The sequence below is a fragment of the Eubacterium limosum genome, from assembly GCF_000807675.2.
GTDB lineage: Bacteria > Bacillota > Clostridia > Eubacteriales > Eubacteriaceae > Eubacterium > Eubacterium limosum.
In genome coordinates, this window is sequence record NZ_CP019962.1 from 2,617,307 (window position 1) to 2,637,457 (window position 20,151).

Genomic DNA, 20,151 nt, shown 5'->3' on the forward strand with positions numbered 1-20,151 from the left:
GAACAAGGTGCCCGCCAGGGTATGTGAGGAGAGGTTACAATGGGGGAAGAAAAACGCAGAAATAAAAAAGCGGTCATTTTTGTGGTAACGTTTTTAGTGGTTAATCTTTTAGCGCTGTCACTTATCACCGTTTGGGAGTCGGTTTCGGTTAACCGGCGACTGACAGCCCATGCAGAGGAGATCGGAGCCGGGTTTGATGAGGTCATGGACAGCTATGAGCAGTCTTTTAAGATCTTTGCGCAGATGATGGGACGGGAGGTTCAGAACAACCCGAACCCGGATATTTTATGGGATTACCTGAAAAGTATTGACGCGCCCCTGCTGGCCATTGAGGGGGAAACCTTTGACGGCCTGTATATGTACTACCAGGGCCGGTACCTTTACAGCTGGGATAAACCCTATTCGGCTTACGAGGAGACAGGCTATGTGCCCACAGAGCGCCCCTGGTACAAGGACGCTGTGGCAGGCAAGGGTGAGATCGTCTTTACGCCGCCCTATATGAGCTATGCCAACCATTATATTTTGACGACCATTTCACAGCTGCAGCCAGACGGCGAAACCGTGTTTGCCTATGATATTAAAATGGGGGACATCCAAAAACTCATTTCATCAACGCTTCAATATGATGACGAGCAGATCATGATTTTTGATCAGAATGGCACTGTCATTGGAAGCACCAATACTGATTATCTGGGAGGAAACCTCAAGGTAAGCCTGGAGAATACCGCCCAGGCAGTGTCTTTGGCGCAGAGGGAAAAGGAAGCGCTCGATACCACAGATGAGGGCGAGCTGACAAAGGCTGAGGAGAAAGTCCAGTCGGCCGCTGCTTTTTACAGCTTCAGGCAGGGCATAGACGGCGGCCTGTCCAGGGTGATGGATACAGAGCAGAAGGCCGTCACCGTGAAGCTGAGCGGCAGCCGCTATTACGCTTACCTGAACAGAGAGGACGGATACAGCGGCCTGGTGCTTGTCCCGGTAATGTCAATGCTGAAGGCTACCCTCGAAGTCTGGCTGGTTCCTTTGCTGATTGTTGAAATCCTGCTGATCTATGTGCTGGGGCGTATCAGCAAGGAACAGAAAAACCGCGAGCTTAAAAATGCCTATGTCGAGCTGGGGCAGACCCAGCGCCGGCTTGAGATTGCCCTGTCAGCTGCCAAGAAAGCGGCGGCCATTGATGAACTGACAGGTATGATGAATGACCGGTCTTTCAGGAAAGAAATAACCAAAACACTGGACAATATGGATTCGGATGAGACCGGCATTTTAATTATGATGGACGGCGATCACTTTAAAGAAGTTAATGATAATTATGGGCACAACATGGGCGATGAAGTCATAAAGCTCTCAGCCCAGATGATCATTGGCCGTATCCGGGTTGTGGATCTGGCCTCACGCCTGCACGGCGATGAGTTCGCGATTTTCGTGACCAGCACAGCGGATTACGCAGTCGCCAGGCGGATTGTGGAGGATATCAACAATACCATCGCGCGTGAAGCCAAAAAAATGAATATCCCGCCCATTACTCTGTCGGGCGGGGCAGTCATCGCCAGACACGGCGATACCTATGTCGAGCTTTCAAAGGCGGCGGACAAGGCTTTATACAAGGCCAAGGAAACCCACGACGGCGGCTTTGCCTATTGAGCAGGGGCGGCATAATCTAATATTAAAACCAGGCAGTTTCTGTCTGGTTTTTTGTTTTTTGGAAAAGTGAAAAAGATAAAAGGCTAAAGGAAATTTACGAAAAGACAAGTGTATTTTTGATAAAGTGAAATAAAATGACAAATTCTGAATATTTTGAGGATTTTTTGTGGTCATTTAATTGCTATACTGTATTTACTATAGTTTATTTAAAGTTTGGAGAGGAAATCTGTATGAACAAAAATTCAAAAAGATTTTTAGCAGCATTGCTGGCAGTGCTTCTGGTATTACTCACAATGCCGGCAGCATAAAATTTGGCCGAGATCAGGGCTTCAAGACCAATGGCTTCAAATACCACTGAAAAGAAAGAAGCCGCATAAAATCTTGAGCGGTTTAAGATGTTTCAGCCAGCGGGAGCTGATGAACAGTAAGAGACATAAGTTTTCCTTCATAAGTGTGTGTCGTAGAATAATGGACAATTCTACTATACGCCTTATGGAGAGAAAATTTATATAGATTTTTTTAAAACCTTGAGGAATCAAGGGGTGTAGGTATTTAAAAAATGCCTAAAATATCATTATCAAAAGGAGAAAAATTTTGAAAAAGAAACATTTTCTGTCGACCATTCTATTAGTTTTTTTGGCACTGCTGCTTGTAGCACCAACAGCCTTCGCCAATACGTCCAGTTGGATTGCTGAAATACCTCAGCTGCAATTGGATCAAAATAAATTTGATCCAACGATACCCGCTCTACCTGCTGAGGGGCAGGAGCCATCAACAGATGTATCCACAGAAGACGGCCCTGTGATTACCGAGCAGCCAATCAACACGGACTTTAACGTTCCCTATTCTGTCGAATTATCCGTTGGTGTCGAACAGCCTGAGAAGTGTGATTTTCAATGGCAGTATCGTGATCTTGATAGCAACGAATTCTTTAACCTTCAAGGCTCCGGAGCCAAGAAACAGGTACTGCATTTCAGATCAACTAATTTTTACCTTGAGGATTTTGAATTGCGTTGTGTTGTGACGTATAAAGATCAACCCCATGCAATGACCGTTTCCGATTCCGCAAAATTAATCCTTAAGTCCATGCCCAAAAACTTCGCTGTTATCGGAGATACCATCTTACCCGCAGATGGTAAAATGTATGCAATTACCGATGGTGAGGGGAGTGCCGGCCTAAGTGCTGATGGCAAAACACTTACCCTGAAAGATGTGACCGTAAGCTCGTACTCCACATTGGGAGTAGGACCTGGACCTGATGACGCTACGACTCTTGCCTATTACACAACCCCTACCTGTGCAAATGATATTGCAACCATTAAGCTGGAGGGTGAAAATACACTTTTTCAGGATAATTCAAAGGGATATCCCGAAAAGGATGGTGTCAATGTAGGCTTTGCCAATATCTTTTTTCAAGCGCTGAATGTACCGGAATTTGAAAACGATCCGATGACACTAAACTTTGAGGGTTCTGGTAGTATTAATTTAACCACAAATCCTATTCAGAAGAACTTATTCCAATACTATGGCATCTATGCCCGAAATTCTATCAATATTAAAGATAATTTAAAATTTAATATTGAGAATAGTTATCGGGGTATCTCCTGCGCAGACTTTACATTAGGTAAGAATGTTAAAATGAACCTTTTTAATGAATCTCTTGGCCTCGATATTTGGCCTAATAACAGCGCAGATGCTAGAGGGAATGTCTTCATTGGAGCTGGAAGCGAGCTGACTGCCCAAAGTATTAAACATGGGGTCATTTCACTGCTTTTGGGTGGCAGCTTTACCGCAGAGGATGCCACACTTAATCTGACAAATAAAACCGCATCCGACTATGATCCTAAGAATCCTGAACCACTTTTTTTATCCACGATTATAGCACGATTGCCAAGTGACCCAGTAGAAGGTAAAAAAAGTGATGTTACTTTAAAAAATTGCAGAACTACTATTAATATAGACAGTGATTATGAATCCTCTATTTTTCAACAGGGTATTTCTGCCAATGGTGATCTGACAATTGATGGTGGTTTTTTAAACATTACTTCTAAATTTGGAGAAAATGCGGTCAATAATTCTGGCAGCATTGGTATTCAGGCAAAAAATATTAATATGCTCAACAATGCAAAAAGCGACATCAATGTCAGCAGCTCAAACTTTGTTGTGGGAACAGCGGCAGATAAAAACCTCACGGTTACAGATGCCAGCCTCAATACGGTTATCGACAACAGCCAGGAGCGTTTTGATAAAAACAGCGAAGCTCTGGGCATCGGAGGATTAGACATCGCGATTAACCTTACAAACAACGCCAACAAGGTGTCTTCAAAAGTTATAAATTACGACAACAGTCTTGCCATTGCAGGTTTTCTTGAAAACAGTGATGATATAAAAAATTACGACCCGGCTTACCAAGCCTCCAAAATAACTTTAAAAGGAAAAGCCGAATTCCTCACACCAGCTGCTAAAGAGGCCGTCTTGAACCAAGCCAGTGTGGAAGCCCATCAGATTGGTGGTGAACCATCAAAAAAATACGATGTATTTGAAACTGTCTATAACAAAAATAATACCTCAAAGGCTGTCAAGGACATTACAATTGGTGTGGCAGATACGCCTCCGGTACCAGTTCCTGTAGCGGTCACGGGCGTCACCCTCGATAAAACATCGGCCGAAATGAAAGCAAAAGAAACGCTCGCCTTAAAAGCCACCATTCAACCTGAAAACGCCACAAATAAAAATGTAGCCTGGAGCAGCTCCGATAGCAGCATTGCCACTGTCGATAAAAATGGCACTGTCACCGCCATTAAATCCGGCAAAACGATCATCACGGTTACCACCGAAGATGGCGGCAAGACCGCCCAGGCTGCCATTACTGTCAAGGACACTGTTGGGGGAAGCAATGCCTCAACAGGGCTGTCTGGCACGACACCAACTACAGCCGTTGCTGTAATTCTTCTGTGTCTTGGTGTAGGCTTAAGCGCTTTTGTTGCTAAGAGGAAAAGATAGTTTAAATTATTCATTAATATTCAAAAAGGGGCTGCACGTGTCAGCATCGGGCTGAAAATACCTGCTGTCAGGATCAGAGCCGCCCAAACCGCCCAAATGAAAAAATGTGCAATTTTTAATATAAAAAACCAGGCAGTTTCTGTCTGGTTTTTTGTTTTTTTGAAAAAGTGAGAAAGATAAAAGGCTGAAGTAAATTTACAAAAAAACAAGTGTATTTTTGATAAAGTGAAATAAAAGAATAAATTTTGAATATTTTGAGGATTTTTTGTGGTCATTCAATTGCTATACTATGTTTACTATATTTTATTTAAGGTTGAGGAGGAAATTTGTATGAAGAAAAATTCAAAAAGATTTTTAACAGCATTGCTGGCAGTACTTCTGGTATTACTCACAATGCCAGCAGCCCTGGCACAAAATGCCAGGGAAGGAGATAATCCTGAGATAGAAATATATTGTGTTGGGGATGATCGGGCGGTGGCGCCAGGGAATACACTGGAATTATACAGTCTCGCACAAAGTGGTGATAAAATCCAGTCAACATGGAAAGTAGATAACGAGGAAATTGCCACCATTAATGAGGAAACAGGCGTTTTGGAAGGCAAAAAAACTGGAACAGTCGTTGTTACGGCAACTGCGAAGAATGATCCCGATTTAACATCTTCCAGGTCTTTTTTGGTAGACGCAGGTGTTTGCCGGATATTGGGAAAAGATTCTTATCCAACATTTCAGGACGCGATTAATGCCGCAGAAACTGGGGCTGTAATCGAGGTCTTCAAAAACCTGGATTTTAAGGATGAAATAACCATTGATAAAGATCTAACCCTGAAAACCGTTGAGGTAAGTCCAAATGATAAGTTTTATGATCGGCCGTTAGTGATGAAACGGCAATCTCAGTCGGCATGTCTGAAAGTAACTGACGGAACACTGACAATGGGAAACCTGATGTGGGATGGCAATCGAGATAATTATTCAGGCAGCGTTGCCATGCTCACTATTGAAAAAGGTGCTTCAGTAAATACGTCCCTGAACGGCAATATTTACAGCGCTTCATCCAGCGAAAATGGAGGGGGGGTTCTAAACAGGGGAACGCTGACAATGACGCGCTCCTACGTCGCTAATTGTGTGAGCCGGCAAAATGGCGGCGCCATCTATAATGAAGGAACCCTGAATGTGGTTTGGAGCGGCTTTGAAAAGAATGCAGCTCAAAATGGCGGTGCTGTTTATAACACGGAAACCGGCAGCGTAAATATATTGACAAAGGATTATGAAGATGCATGGAATACTTTTAGAGAAAACATAGCTGCTAATCTGGGCGGAGGCATTTATAATGCTGGAAGCGTACAAATGGACAGTGGTGTTTTTGCAAACAATAGTGGTGCTAAAGGATCGAGTATATACCAAAACGGCACATTGATTATGGATAATAACCCCAAAAAGAAAATTGACCTTAAAAATGATGAACCTGACAATCTCTATCTGGCTACTGGAAAAGTCATTACTCTGAGTGGGACAGAAATTAACAATCAATCCAATATTTATATTACCAGTGAAGAAATGGGGCCTGGCAAAAACGTTGATGTTATAAAACAGCAAGACGGTAAAGAGATAACCAGCAGCTACCCTTTTCTTTCTCAAGACGATAATTATAGCATTCTTTTTGATTCAAAGAATCGTTCCGTGCTGCAGCTGACAGGAAATAGTAAAATTTATGTGGGCCCTGACGGCAATGACCAGGCTGATGGGTACAGTGTGGAAAACGCTGTGAAATCCCTTGAAAGAGCCGTTGCGATTGGAAAAGAGCAGCGTAAATTCATCCTTTGCGTGCTGCCTGAAAACGCAAAGGGTGAAACCGCGGTTTTAGGCGGCACCGCTGATGTATCAAGGGTCTTGACCGAATTTATCAGCTGTGACGCACAGGGAAACGAAATTGAAGATCCGCAAAAAGCAAACACCGTTACACGTAATAATCCAACGGCTACCGTACAAATTGGAGATCAGGGGATTGTTGGAATTTCAAATATTATTTTTGAAGGCGGCAGCGCAGAGGCACAGGTGCCACTCTTTACAGTTAATGGCGGCAATGGATCATCCCTGCTGCTGCAGAAGGGAACTGTTATAAAGAATGCCAAAAGCACAGGCGACTGCGGCGGTATGCTGATCGGAGTAAAAGGGAATGTTACCATGGATAGCGCGTCTATTCTCAATTGCAGCGCCACAGGCGAAAATAGCGTTGGCGGCATTAAGAATTCTGGTGACTCTCAGGCGCTCAGTATTGAAAGCGGTACTATATCGGGCTGTAGCGGAACGCTTGCCGGTGGTGTTTATCAGGGTGGATTTAACGAAGGAACTCCCAGTATGCGTGTGACGGCTGGCGGCGTTATTGATATCTCAAAAAATTATACAGCCAAAGGTGTAATAAATAATATTTATTTGCCAAAGGGCAGTACCCTTTTGTATGCTGCCGAAGAGCTGAGCGATGGCAGCAACATAGGGATTACCGCTGAAGCAGTACCCACAGAAAAGGAACCAGTGCTGGTTGTAATAGGGCCAGAAAATTTGGAGGGACCTCTCCCCATTACAATGAAGGGGTTGACTTCTGATTCGGATAACTACAAATTTGCCTATCTTGACGGCGATACCAAAAATAAGATTGGCCTTGAGCTGAAACAGAACTTCACCATCGTTGCCGAAGTCGGAGATGGCGGTACCATTAATCCAGCCGGAAGCGTAGCCGTAAAAGAAGGCCAGAACCAGAGCTTTGCCATTACCCCAGAAAATGGTTATGAAATTGCCGATGTTATGGTAGACGGTAAAAGCATAGGCGCTCAGGCAGGTTATACCTTTGAAAACATTACCGAAAACCATCGTATTTCGGCAACCTTTAAAGTAAAAACCACCGAGCAGTACAAAATCGAAGTGTCTTCTGAAGGTAATGGGGCTGCAAAAGCCAGCACCGATAAAGCCAAAAAAGGAACTGTAGTTACCTTAACCGCAACACCAGATAAAGGCTATCAGTTTAAGGAATGGCGGGTGGACGCAGGCGGTGTAAAAGTTGAAAATAACCAGTTTACCATGGCAGACAGCGATGTGAAAATCACCGCCGTTTTTGAAAAAACCCCAGCCCCGGTACCTGGTGAATACACCATCACCATAAACAGTGACGGCAACGGAACCGCCAGTGCCGATACCGCTAAAGCGAAAGCCGGAACCGTGGTTAAGCTAAGCCAAAAAACCAACAAGGGTTATCAATTCAAAGAATGGAAAGTGGAAGCAGGCACAGTGACCATCAAAGACAATCAGTTTACCATGCCAGAAGGCAATGTGGTGATTAAAGCTGTCTTTGAAAAAACCGTGACACCTACCCCGACACCATCTCCATCTCCAAGCCCGGTCAACAATGTCAGCACCGGCATTACAAGCAACGAAACCAGCGTTTACAGCGCAGTGGTTCTGCTGTCGGTGGCGGGGCTTATGGCGCTTGTTATTAAGCGGAAAATGAAGGGGTAAAGTAAACAGATAAAAAAGAGCGTATATTTTATTTATGGACCTATTAACGTAATATGATAAAAACCAGGCAGTTTCTGTCTGGTTTTTTGTTTTTTGGCATCAGGCTTCTTCACATTTTATAAAATCAATCCCGCTGAAAACAATCTGTTCAGCGATCTGGGCCATTTCATCGATGGACTCCTGCATACCCGTGTCAAGCCAATCTGAGAGCAGGCCAATCCACCCTGATATGATAAAGGAATAAAAATAGGCAAACCTTGAGGTATCACAGGGGCTGAAAATCATCTGCCAGTTATTATAACAGTGCCGGCGCACCAGTTCCTTAGTGCGGTTGACAAAAGCGCTGTCGCCGTTGGGGCCCAGGAAAATCTGGAACAGTTCACTGTTCGTCTGGGCAAAACGGAAGATGTCCTTGAAAATGGGCAGAGGCGAGGATTTTAATTCTTTTACAGAATGGCTGGAAAAGAGCGTGTCCAGCTCCTTAAACAGGTCGTTCTCGATCTGGGTGAGCATGTCGAAAATATCCTTATAATGCAGGTAAAAGGTTCCGCGGTTAATATCCACAAGGTCGGACAATTCTCTTATAGAAATTTCATTAATGCTTTTTTCTTTTAACAGCTGTGTTAAGCCTTCAATCAAAAGCTTTCTGGTTTTTCGGACACGCCGGTCTGTTTTTTCTGAAGTCATTTTAAGATACTCCTTTTTTATTTTTTGTGTATAAAATTTATGAAAAAATTCAACACAATTGTGCAGAATGTTGATTAATCATCAGCTTTTCAAAACATTGTTTATTGTGTTTTTCCTTCTCTTTTATTATAATTTACAGAAGTCAATAAATCAACAAATGTTTAATAATAGAAAGGAGTTAATTTATGGACCGATTTGCGGGTTTCATTGTAAAGCATCGGAAAACAGTGGTGGTCATCTTTATTTTGGCATCCATTGTCTGTATGCTGTTAAGCAATCTGGTCGGGGTCAATTATGACATTATGGATTACCTGCCCGATGGAGCCCCCTCCACTGTTGCGCTGGACACCATGAGTCAGGAATATGACCAGGCTATTCCGAATATGCGTGTGATGGTAAAAACAGACAGTGTGTCAGAGGCCCTTGACTATAAAGCCAGACTGGCGAGGGTGGAGGGGGTAGAGGCGGTTGAATGGCTGGACGATGCAGCGGATATCTATGCGCCTATTGAGACCATTGACCAGTCCGTTACAGATGACTGGTACAAGGACGGTACAGCCCTGTACAGCGTTACTGTAAAGGACGAAAAGGAAACAGAAGCAGTGAACGCGGTGCGGGAGATCATCGGTGAGGACAACGCAATGACTGGCAGTGCAGTGGTGAATGCTCTGGCTCCGGTTATCACGTCAAAGGAGATATCGACGATCATGCTCTTTGTCATTCCGCTGATTTTGGCCATTCTTTTTCTGACAACCAGCTCCTGGTTTGAGCCGCTGCTGTTTATGTTCAGCATTGGTGTTGCCATTTTGATCAACCGGGGTACCAACCTGATGTTTGGTGAAATATCCTTTGTGACCAACGCGGCGGGAGCTGTTTTACAGCTGGCCGTTTCGATGGATTACTCCATTTTTCTGCTCCACCGCTTTTCAGAGTTCCGATCCGAAGGGCACGACGTGTCAGCGGCGATGGTTCTGGCTGTCAAAAAATCCACAGCGTCAATTTTATCCAGCGGTCTGACCACAGTGACAGGCTTTGCGGCTCTGATTCTCATGCAGTTTAAGATTGGACCGGATATGGGCTGGGTCATGGCAAAGGCCATTCTGTTCAGCCTGATCGCTGTGCTGGTTCTATTACCCGCTGCGGCCATCTGTACCTATAAGCTCATTGATAAAACCCGTCACAGGCCCTTTATACCAGGGTTTGAAAGATTCAGCCGCTTTGCACTCAAACTCAGAGCGCCCTTTCTTATTCTTTTCTGCCTGCTGGTGGTACCCTCGTTTTTAGCCAGCCAGAATAACCAGTTTATATACGGAGCTTCTAAGATTTACAGCAGTGCAGCGACGCAGATGGGAAGAGATATGACCGCCATCGAGGAAACTTATGGCAAGTCAAGTCCCCTTGTGCTCATGGTGCCTAAAGGAGATATTGCCAGGGAAAAGCAAATGAATGATGCAATCCTGCAGGCGGAAAATGTGACTTCAGTCGTCTCTTATGTGAATACTGTGAGCGATGTTATTCCGCCGGAATTTGCGCCGGAGGGCGAAATCTCAAAGCTTTATTCAGAGCATTACAGCCGGTTTGTTGTCAATATGGATATTGTGGAAACCGATCCCGGCGCATTTGAAAAAGTGGATGCTGTGCGCGGTATTGCGGCGGATTACTATGGTGATGGTGCGCTGATCGCAGGAGATTTGCCAAACGCCGAGGATCTCCGGAACACCATTGTACATGACAATATGTTGGTTAACGGCGTGGCGGTAGGCTTTGTGTTACTGATTCTGATCTTTAATTTTAAATCACTGAGCCTGCCCTTTATTCTGACATTGGTGATAGAAGGATCGATTTGGCTGAATCTGGCGGTTCCTTACTTCAGAGGTGAGGAGCTGAACTACATCGCTTATCTGATCACCAGCTCGGTACAGCTTGGTGCCACCATCGATTATGGCATTCTCTTTACGGATCGGTTTCTGGAAAACCGCCGTTTGCTGCCCAAAAAGGAGGCGCTGCGCGTAACCATCCAGAGTACAACCGTGTCCATTATGACCTCAGCCTCCATTATGACCATTGCCGGGAGCCTGCTTGGCAGGATATCGACCAACGCTGTCCTCAGCCAGCTGGGCTTTTTAATCGGCCGCGGGGCGCTGATCTCTATGACGCTGGTCATTTTCGTATTGCCCGCTATTTTGAGTGTCTGTGACGGCGTTATTGAGAAAACAACCTGGAAAGCAAGATTTTATAAAAAAAACGATAAATTTGAAAGGAAAGCAGCTTATGAACATTAGAAACAGGAAAGGGTCTGGGGTTTTGGCTGTTGTACTGGCCGTTTTAATGATTTGCGCCAGCACCCCGGCAGCCCTGGCAGCGCCTGCAACGGCGGAAAAAGATGAAAATGTGTATGTCAATTTGAACAAAAACGGCAGTGTGGAACGCATCTACGTGGTGAATGCCTTTGAGGTAGAAAGCGCGGGCGCCATCACCGACTATGGCGATTACCAGGATACCCGGAACCTGAGTTCCCAGGCGGCCATTGAGGAAAATGGAACAGCTTACCAGGTGCAGGCAGCAGAAGGTAAATTCTATTACCAGGGCACCATGAAAACAACCGATACCCCCTGGGTTATCAACCTGAGCTACAATTTGGACGGAAAGAATACACTGCCCGAGAATCTGGCAGGAAAAAGCGGACATCTGGTCATTACGATCAGCGTCCGGCAGAACCAGAAAATGGATCCGGCCTTTTTCGACAATTATCTCCTCCAGGCCAGTGTTAACCTGAACGAAAACTGTAAAAATATTCAGGCGGAAGGAGCGGCCGCTGCCAACGTGGGACGCGACCAACAGCTGCTGTATAATATTATGGCAGGACAGGAAAAAGAAATTGTGATTCAGACAGATGTTGTGGATTTTGAGATGGAGGGCATCACCTTTAAGGGGATTCCCATGAGCTTTGATGCAGACACGAGCATGATTGATATGAGCGAGCTGGATAAAAAGACAGCCGAAATCAGTGAGGCCGTCGCCGACCTTGACGCAGGTGCGGGTAACATGCGGGAAGGCGTTTATGCCCTGTCCCAGGGCGCGGATACGCTGGACAGCAGCGCGGCCGCTCTCGCAGAAGGAGCCTGGAGCTTTGATACCTCCGCCGCATTGCTCAGTGAAAAGACTGACGAGATGGTGAACGGTCTGACGCTTTTAAATAAAGAGACAGCCGGTTTATCATCTGGGGCCAGCGCGCTTTTCGGAGGTGTCAGCGGTTATGTGGATGGCGCCAGAACCTTGAGCCAGGTCACCGGCGTGTACATTCAAAACGCTGAAAATCTGGCGGAGGGCACGAAAATCTATGTAAACGCGGCCGATCAGCTGGCTGGCAGTATTGCCGGCCTGAAGCAGGTGCCTGGAAGCCTCGAAAACCTCCAGAAGGGCATTGACCAGGCCGCAGATGAGGAACATCTCAACCAGCTGGCCGCAGGAAGCCAGGCATTGAGCAGTGGTCTGGCAGACTTGTATGAACAGACCGGAGATCTTGGGAATCTCAGCGGTGTGAGTGAGAAAATAGACCAGTTGAAAAGCCAGATGACTGCTGCCGGAGCACTTGTCAGTACGCGTTCACGGGACATTGAAGCTGCCAATTCGACTGTCGGCAGCCTGACTGAAAAGCTGAAAAATGATCCAGACGCCTATAAGGCTCTGACTGCCGAGGAGTGGGCAGTGCTGGAGGCCAGCCTTGAAGCCGTCGATGCTGACAGCCGGGAGCTGCTCTCAGTTGGAGAGGGAATCGGCCAGAGCGCGAGCGGGATTCCAGATGTCTCCGGACTGGAAGCGCTGGCAGGTCTGCACGAAGCTGTCGGTGGGCTTTCAACAGGCGCCGGCAGCCTGAACGCGGGAATAACCTCCCAGGCTGATGGCCTGGCCGCTTTAAAACGTGAGGCAGACACCTCGCTTCCGGCACTGGCTTCCGGTGTTGGGCAGATAACGTCTGGCGCAGAGGCTTTTCAGCACAGCGGCAGCGGCCAGAAGCTCGCAGAGGGGGCGGATGGTCTGATTGATGGCGGCAGAAGCCTGTCCACAGCAGCTGACACCCTTGCGGCCAGAGGCCAGGAGCTTGAAAAAGGCGCCGGTGACTTACAGGACGGCAGTGCGCAGCTGTCCGAGGCAAACCAAAAAGCAGAAGAAGGCGGAGCGCAGCTTTCGAGCGCGGCCAGGCAGTTGTCAGCGGGGGCAGAGGCTTTGTCGGAAGGGGCTGGAAGCCTGTCGTCAGGCAGTTCACTGCTGGCACAGGGAATCCAGAATTTGAAATCCGGCGCCGGCGATATGAAGGATGGTACCCAGGCCTTTTCGGATAAAACACAGAATATCGACGTTGAAATCAATGATCAAATTGATTCAGCAGTGGATAAGCTTACAGGAAAGAACTTCAAGCCAGTCTCCTTTGTATCCAGCCAGAATCAAAATATAGCCAGCGTGCAGTTCGTCATGATGACAGAGGCCATCAAAAAACAGGAAGAGCCAGCACCGGAAATATCAGCCGAAAAAACAGGCTTCTGGGATAAAGTAACCGCATTGTTTAATAAAAAATAGGAACACCATTGGCCGCTGTCAAATGTCTGACAGCGGCTGTTTTTTATCAGCTTTTCATGAAACCACCTGCTTCTGACAGAGAGAAGCTTTTACAATACCCCTGTACATTTAAGCCGCTTTTGGTATAATGAAGCTGAGTCCAAATTTCCAAAGGAAATTTGGCAGGGAGCAAGGAAAGAGCCGGCAGGCGAATGGGCGACCGGTAACGAAGCAAACGCAGATGATGAGGAAATTTTCCTGAAAGGAAAAAAGAATTTCCGAAGAATCTGTGCACCTTGAAACGAGTCCAAATTTCCAAAGGAAATTTGGCAGGGAGCAAGGAAAGAGCCGGCAGGCGAATGAGCGACCGGTAACGAAGCAAACGCAGATGATGAGGAAATTTTCCTGAAAGGAAAAAAGAATTTCCGAAGAATCTGTGCACCTTGAAACGAGTCCAAATTTCCAAAGGAAATTTGGCAGGGAGCAAGGAAAGAGCCGATAGGCGAATGGGCGACCGGTAACGAAGCAAACGCAGATGATGAGGAAATTTTCCTGAAAGGAAAAAACGGGCTGTCAAAGAAGTGGCCCAGTCCGAGACTGCGCCTTTTATCCAGATAAGCAAAAAGATCCAAGCGCTGTGGACAACGACTAGGAATCGTGCCGCATTACCGGTACAGCCGGACACTGGCGAGATAAAGCATCAACTTTAGAGAAGAAGATATCGTTGTGAAGGGAAGGCCCGCAGGACGCTTTTTTCTTTCTTAGGTAAAAGGCTCCGTCTCTCAGTTTTTTGGTACGCTGAATTTTCCTAAAAAGAAAAAAGAATTTCCGAAGAATCTGTGCTCCTTAGAAATGAGTCCAAATTTCATCTCCTTTCTTCAACCCGTATCGCCGCGATACGGGCTCACCGACCAAAATTAAATCCATGGAGGATTCACGTGAATAAAAAAAGTATATTAATCGACGGAAACAGCCTGGTTTACCGTATGTTTTACGGCGTGCGGGAAATGTCCAATTCCAAAGGCATTCCTACAAACGCCATCTACGGCTTTGTCAACGTCTTAGTAAAAATCCAGAATGAGTATAAGCCAGATTATCTGGCAGTAGCCTTTGACCTGAGCACCCCAACCTTCCGGCATAAGGAGTACGAGGATTATAAGGGCGGCCGTGACAAAATGCCTGAGGATCTGCAGGTGCAGATGGACCTGCTCAAGGAGCTGCTCGGCAAAATGGGGATTCCCATGATCACAAAGGAGGGCTATGAGGCCGACGATATTATCGGCACCCTCTCCAAGCAGGGGGAAGCCAGAGAGACGAAGACCCAGATTATCACAGGGGATAAGGATTCCTTCCAGCTGGTGGACGACTATGTCAACGTGCTTTATACGGCGACCCGCAGCGGCACCCAGTTCGCCACTGTGGACGACGCCTACATCATGGAACGCTATGGTGTGACGCCCAAGGAGCTCATCGACGTTAAAGCCCTTATGGGTGACCCGTCCGACAATATTCCCGGTGTTGCCGGCATAGGCGAAAAGACTGCCATCAAGCTCATCAAGGAGTACCACAATATCGACACGCTGTACGAGCACATCGACGACCTCAAGGGAAAACAGAAGGAAAAGCTGGAAACCGGTAAAGAATCTGCCTTTGCGAGCCGTTTCCTGGGCACCATCTGCCTCGATGTGCCCCTTGACCTGAGCCTTGAGGATCTGGCCTTTAAGCCGATTTTTACCGAGGAGAGCATCGAAATGCTCAAGGACCTGGAATTCAAGTCCATTCTCAATAAAATCCTGTCCGATGACGGCGAGGGAGACGAACCGGTGGCGGCCAGCGATATCCAGTACACCACCATCGGCACTACCACAGAGATGATCACGGTCATGAACCGCCTGGCCAGAGAGCTGAAGCTGACGGTTTACGCCTACCGCGAGGACGACCGAGTCTGGGTGGCTGCGTATATCGGCGGTGTGTACTACTTTGTGGAAAAGCCCGCCATGGTTTCAGCCTTTTTCAGCGGTCTCGGTGAAATTCCTGAGGCCGACAGCCTGCAGACCGTCGGCCATGACCTCAAGAACCTGACCCATATTTACCACAGCCAGTGCTCGGTCATTGTCAATTACACCTTTGATACCTATATCGGCGCTTACCTGCTGAACCCGTCCGACCAGCGCTATGATCTTCAGACAGTTGCCATGAAATATCTGGGCGACACCATCCAGAGTGAGGAGGATTTCTTCGGCAAGGGCAAGACCCTGGTGCGGGCAGAGGATATGGACATCGCCAGACTGGCTGCCTTTATGGTTAAAAACTGCGAGGTCATCCATCGTCTTGAAAAACCTCTGGCGGAAAAGATCGAAGCCGACGGCATGACCGGCCTGTTCCAGAACATTGAGCTGCCCCTGCTCAAAATCATGGCCTCCATGGAGGCACTGGGCTTTAAGGTGGATATCCACCAGCTTGAGGAGCTGTCCGTAGAGTTTGAGAAAAAGATCGAGACCCTGACCTCGGAAATTTACGAGCTGGCTGAGGAGGATGATTTTAATATCAATTCCACCAAGCAGCTGGGCGCCATCCTCTTTGATAAGCTTAAGCTGCCAGTGGTTAAAAAGACCAAGACCGGCTATTCCACCAACGCCGAGGTGCTGGACCAGCTGGTGCTGTTCCACCCCATTATCCAGAAAATCATCGACTACCGCATGATCTCCAAACTGGATTCCACCTATGGCAAGGGCCTGATTAAGCTGGTAGACCCCAAAACCCACAAGATCTACTCCACCTTTAACCAGACCGTCACCGCCACCGGACGTTTGAGCTCGTCCGACCCCAATCTTCAAAACATCCCGGTCAAGACGGAGATGGGCCGGGAAATCCGCAAGGTCTTTGTGCCCTCAGCCGAGGACCGGGTGCTGGTCGACGCCGACTACTCCCAGATTGAGCTGCGCGTGCTGGCCCACCTGTCCGGAGATGAAAACCTGATCGACACCTTTGTGAAGAACCAGGACATCCACACCCGGACCGCCTCCGAGATTTTTAACGTGCCCATGGACGCGGTGAGCAGAGAGCAGAGGAGCCACGCCAAGGCCATCAATTTCGGCCTGATCTACGGCAAGCAGGCTTTCAGCCTGGGCAAGGACCTGGGCATCACCCGGGGCGAGGCCCAGTCCTATATCGACCTGTATTTCTCCAGATACCCCAAGGTGCTGGAATATATGGAAAACATCAAGGCCGAGGCCAAGGAGAAGGGGTATGTGACCACCATCTGGGGGCGCAGACGCTACATCACCGAGATCAATTCCCGAAACCGGATGCTGGTGCAGGCCGGTGAGCGCATGGCGCTGAATACTCCGATCCAGGGCTCAGCCGCGGACATCATTAAAATCGCCATGATCAAGGTCTACGACCGTCTTGAACGCGAGGGACTGAAATCTCAGCTGATCCTTCAGGTGCACGATGAGCTGATCATCGACACCCTCAGGGCCGAGCAGGAAACCGTCATGAAGCTGCTGGTAGAGGAAATGGAAAACGCCGTAGACCTCAAGGTGCCCCTGACAGTGGACGCCCACGCCGGGGATTCCTGGTACGCGGTCAAATAGAACGGGCCGGCTTTCTGAAAGGAGAAAGGCAATGAAAATTATCGGATTAACCGGAGGCATCGCCTCGGGAAAATCGACGGTCTCCACCATTTTCAGGGAGGACTACAGGCTGCCCGTCATCGACGCCGATCTGCTTTCCAGAGAGGCTGTGCTGCCGGGGAGCCCCGGCATGCGCCAGATCGAGGCCGCCTTTGGCCGTGAGGTTCTCCTGCCCGACGGCAGTCTGAACCGCAGCCGTATGGGGGAGCTCATCTGCGACGACAGTGCGGTGAGGGACCGGCTGAACGCTATCCTGCACCCGGCCATCAAGGATCTGTACTACGCGAGCCTGGAAAGGCTGAAACGGGACGGGAAGCCGCTTGTCATCTACGACTGCCCGCTGCTCATCGAGGCCGGACAGCGCGAGGAGGTGGACGAGGTTCTGCTGGTAGTGACCGATGTCCAGACAAGGCTTAAACGCATCATGGAGCGGGACGGCGTGGACGAAAGTCTGGCAAAAAAGAAAATCGAGATCCAGATGCCTGACGAAAAAAAGATCGCGCTGGCAGACACCATCCTCTATAATAACGGCTCGCTGGCTGACCTCAAAAACAGCCTTGATTTTTATATGAAAGAAAAATTAAAAAATGCTTGCATTATGAGCTAAGACCGTTTATAATAAATAAGGTCACGGGCCGGTGATACAATCGGTCCGCATTTATGCGAGGATGGCGGAATTGGCAGACGCGCAGGTTTGAGGGGCCTGTTGGAACTTATCTCCAGTGAGGGTTCAAGTCCCTTTCCTCGCACCATTTTATAAAAAACAAAACCATGGAAGAGTGTTCCATGGTTTTTTTATTTCCGTCCCGTATCGCGGCGATACCCTTTGAAAATAATTTTTCTTACCAGAGAGCCTGTTTCTCTGGTTTTTTGTGCTTTGACCAAATCTTCCCCGCTTTTTAGCTACATTATTTAAGGGTTTTATGATAAACTATAATGAACTATGCAAAGTGTTAGATGTGGATGAAGGATTTAACCAATAGATCTATTTCAATCGAAAGGAAGGGTGTTTTAATGAAGAATTGTTGTGAAAAATGCGGAAAAGAACTGGGGTTTTTTGAGCGTTCTTTAAAAATAAACAATTCACGGATTAACATACAATACGACGCGCTCTGCAGCGAATGCCACAGGACCATCAAGGAGGGCATCAGCCAGATCGACGAAATGTACCAGCGTGTCATGGGAAACCTCAAGGAAAACTACCACGCCACCAACATGGCAGCCGTGGATATTGACACCTTGATCTTTCTGGCAGTCGAAGCGCTGCTGGTCGTCGAACCGAATTATTTTTCGGATAAGACCAGTCTGAACCAGACCATTATCAACCGGACCGACCGGATCATCAACAAGCAGAACGACATGGCCAAGATTGTCTACAAGGTGCTGCTCTACGGCTTCTTTGACAATCTGGAAAACAACGGGCTGGACAAGAGCAAAAATTTTGTCAGCTACATGATGCAGAATACCCTTTACATGGAACAGCTGTCTATGAACTGCAGCGAGGAAGTGCCGCGAACCTACGTCAACGCCTTTTTCTCCCGCAAGGGCTTTATTATGGAGCGCATTGAAAAGAAAACACTGCTCTACGTCATGATCAAGGACGAAACCGTCATTGACTATGAAATGAGGCAGACTGAGGACTATTACCTGATCGACTTTAAAAATCTTTTCTATACCGGCGATCCGGAAAAAAATGTCCAGTGCTATGTGAATGGCGTGGAAAACGCAAAGACCATTACCAAAACCATTGACAATTTCAATACAAAGACCACCAAGAAAGAGGAGCGCCGCATACGCGACACCCTCAACATCATTAACGAGAAAGTCGTGAGAGACCTGAAATCTCTGAAGCCCGATGAAGCCATTGACACCATTCATCTGGACTGCGTGCTGCTCTGTATTGCCAAAAACATCCGAAAAGACCCCGAGGGGCGCAAATCGCCCATACAGGCCCCAGATGGCCTGGCAGTAGAGCTGCTCTGGAAAAAATACACGGCCAACCTGGCGCTCATGGGGATCGACAGTAAAGAAAAGGCAGCCGAGTACATTGCGAAGAACTGCCTGTACGCGGACGGCTTCCATGTAAAATACGGCAAAAAGGATCCGGAAACAGGCTGGGCTTTCTTTGCGACCAAGGGTTATATTGTCGCCTTTGACCAGAGCAAGCGTCTGTTTTTCATGTATACCGACGACTATCCCAACGACCTGTACTTCCCGTGTAACGAGATGATGTACAACGGCCGCCAGTACCTCCAGCTGCCAATGGAGGACGAGGTGCCAAACGATGACGAGCTGGACGGCATCCTGTTCTTCAGCCGCGACGTCAAGCTGATCATGGGCATCAGCCATTATTTTGAGCGCAACAATATGTTTTACCAGATGGAAAACTTCATTGAGGTTGAGGAGGCTGTCTACGGCGACCCTGAGCAGCTCATGGAAGTCAAGCGGGTGTCCGACCACCTGTTCAGGGATTTTGGCTACATGCCCTTCTGCCTGTACGACGAGTGGTATGTCATTCAGAAGGAACTGCGGCAGGACGATATACTCCTGAACCGGCTGATTCCTGAAAAGAGCGGCCTGCGCAAGCGCTACGCCACCGGGGATGTCATCTACGCGCCCAAGATTCTCGACGCCTTTAAAAACGGCGCCAAGGAGCTCCAGGCCAATCTGGAGATTGCGGGCGAGAGCATTGCCAAGGGGCTGCTGTGGTGCTACTTTAAGGCCTCCCTCATCGATACCCTGTCCAAGGAGTGGGTCCGCATTGGCGGCGATATTCTGGCAGCCGGGGACGACCTGGTGACCGCCTTTTTCAAATACTCCAGCCTTAAGACCATTGAGCCGGAAAAGACCTACTATATCGGCTTGTTTATCTACTATCTGATGGATAAAAACATCCTGCCGGATACCGATTTTTTGGACAATTATGAGCGGGCAGTGCAGACCTTCCTCGAATGTAAACGGGAGGTTGACCGCACCCTGGCCGAGCAGCCGGCAGAGCCCATAACCCGGGAAATAAATACCGAGCCCGAAACGCCCCGGCCGCAGGCGGCACCGGCAGACGCGGCGCCCGAGCCCGAATTCAAGCCCCTGAACTGGGACGACGACAAGCGGGGTGAGTAAG

At 47.8% G+C, this 20,151-nt stretch carries 10 protein-coding genes and 1 tRNA gene; 9 read left to right on the plus strand and 2 right to left on the minus strand.

Translation table 11 applies throughout. The features are described from left to right. The first annotated feature begins 39 nt into the window (after positions 1-39). The 3 genes from B2M23_RS12310 to B2M23_RS12325 all read left to right on the plus strand — a co-directional run bounded on the left by B2M23_RS12310 (position 40) and on the right by B2M23_RS12325 (position 8,151). Entirely contained in the window at positions 40-1,641 is a 1,602-nt protein-coding gene (locus B2M23_RS12310; RefSeq protein ID WP_038354140.1) for a sensor domain-containing diguanylate cyclase, read from the plus strand. A gap of 594 nt (positions 1,642-2,235) precedes the next feature. Then, a complete protein-coding gene (locus B2M23_RS21555) occupies positions 2,236-4,644 on the plus strand; it encodes an Ig-like domain-containing protein (RefSeq protein WP_052237494.1) in 2,409 nt (802 codons plus the stop codon). A 330-nt stretch (positions 4,645-4,974) separates the two neighbouring features. After that, a complete protein-coding gene (locus B2M23_RS12325; protein ID WP_038354138.1) occupies positions 4,975-8,151 on the plus strand; it encodes an InlB B-repeat-containing protein in 3,177 nt (1,058 codons plus the stop codon). Between the two features lie 99 nt (positions 8,152-8,250). On the opposite strand, the gene B2M23_RS12330 is transcribed toward B2M23_RS12325, so the two are convergent. Further along, on the minus strand, positions 8,251-8,838 hold the full coding sequence (locus B2M23_RS12330; protein ID WP_038354137.1) for a TetR/AcrR family transcriptional regulator: 588 nt from the start codon (positions 8,836-8,838) through the stop codon (positions 8,251-8,253). A 185-nt stretch (positions 8,839-9,023) separates the two neighbouring features. Between B2M23_RS12330 and B2M23_RS12335 the strand changes: the two genes are divergently transcribed. Both B2M23_RS12335 and B2M23_RS12340 read left to right on the plus strand, forming a co-directional pair. After that, entirely contained in the window at positions 9,024-11,120 is a 2,097-nt protein-coding gene (locus B2M23_RS12335) for an efflux RND transporter permease subunit (protein ID WP_038354136.1), read from the plus strand. Further along, positions 11,110-13,416 carry a hypothetical protein gene (locus B2M23_RS12340; protein WP_038354135.1) on the plus strand — a complete coding sequence of 769 codons (2,307 nt, stop codon included), beginning with the start codon at positions 11,110-11,112 and terminating at the stop codon, positions 13,414-13,416. Before B2M23_RS12335 ends, B2M23_RS12340 begins: the two co-directional genes overlap by 11 nt. A 46-nt stretch (positions 13,417-13,462) precedes the next feature. On the opposite strand, the gene B2M23_RS20945 is transcribed toward B2M23_RS12340, so the two are convergent. Next, positions 13,463-13,972: a hypothetical protein gene (locus B2M23_RS20945; protein WP_146209094.1), complete on the minus strand. Its 510-nt coding sequence runs from the start codon at positions 13,970-13,972 to the stop codon at positions 13,463-13,465. Between the two features lie 361 nt (positions 13,973-14,333). Here B2M23_RS20945 and polA point away from each other — a divergent pair, with 361 nt between their 5' ends. From polA to B2M23_RS12360, 4 genes are all read left to right on the plus strand, one after another. Continuing rightward, positions 14,334-16,991, plus strand: coding sequence for a DNA polymerase I (polA, locus tag B2M23_RS12345; protein ID WP_038354134.1), 2,658 nt, complete (start codon positions 14,334-14,336; stop codon positions 16,989-16,991). Between the two features lie 31 nt (positions 16,992-17,022). Next, complete coding sequence (gene coaE, locus B2M23_RS12350; protein WP_038354133.1) at positions 17,023-17,637, plus strand: dephospho-CoA kinase; 615 nt, start codon at positions 17,023-17,025, stop codon at positions 17,635-17,637. Positions 17,638-17,692: 55 nt separating this feature from the next. Continuing rightward, positions 17,693-17,782: transfer RNA gene (locus tag B2M23_RS12355), tRNA-Leu, on the plus strand. A 262-nt stretch (positions 17,783-18,044) separates the two neighbouring features. Beyond that, positions 18,045-20,150 carry a hypothetical protein gene (locus B2M23_RS12360; RefSeq protein ID WP_038354132.1) on the plus strand — a complete coding sequence of 702 codons (2,106 nt, stop codon included), beginning with the start codon at positions 18,045-18,047 and terminating at the stop codon, positions 20,148-20,150. The last annotated feature ends 1 nt before the right edge of the window (position 20,151 follow it).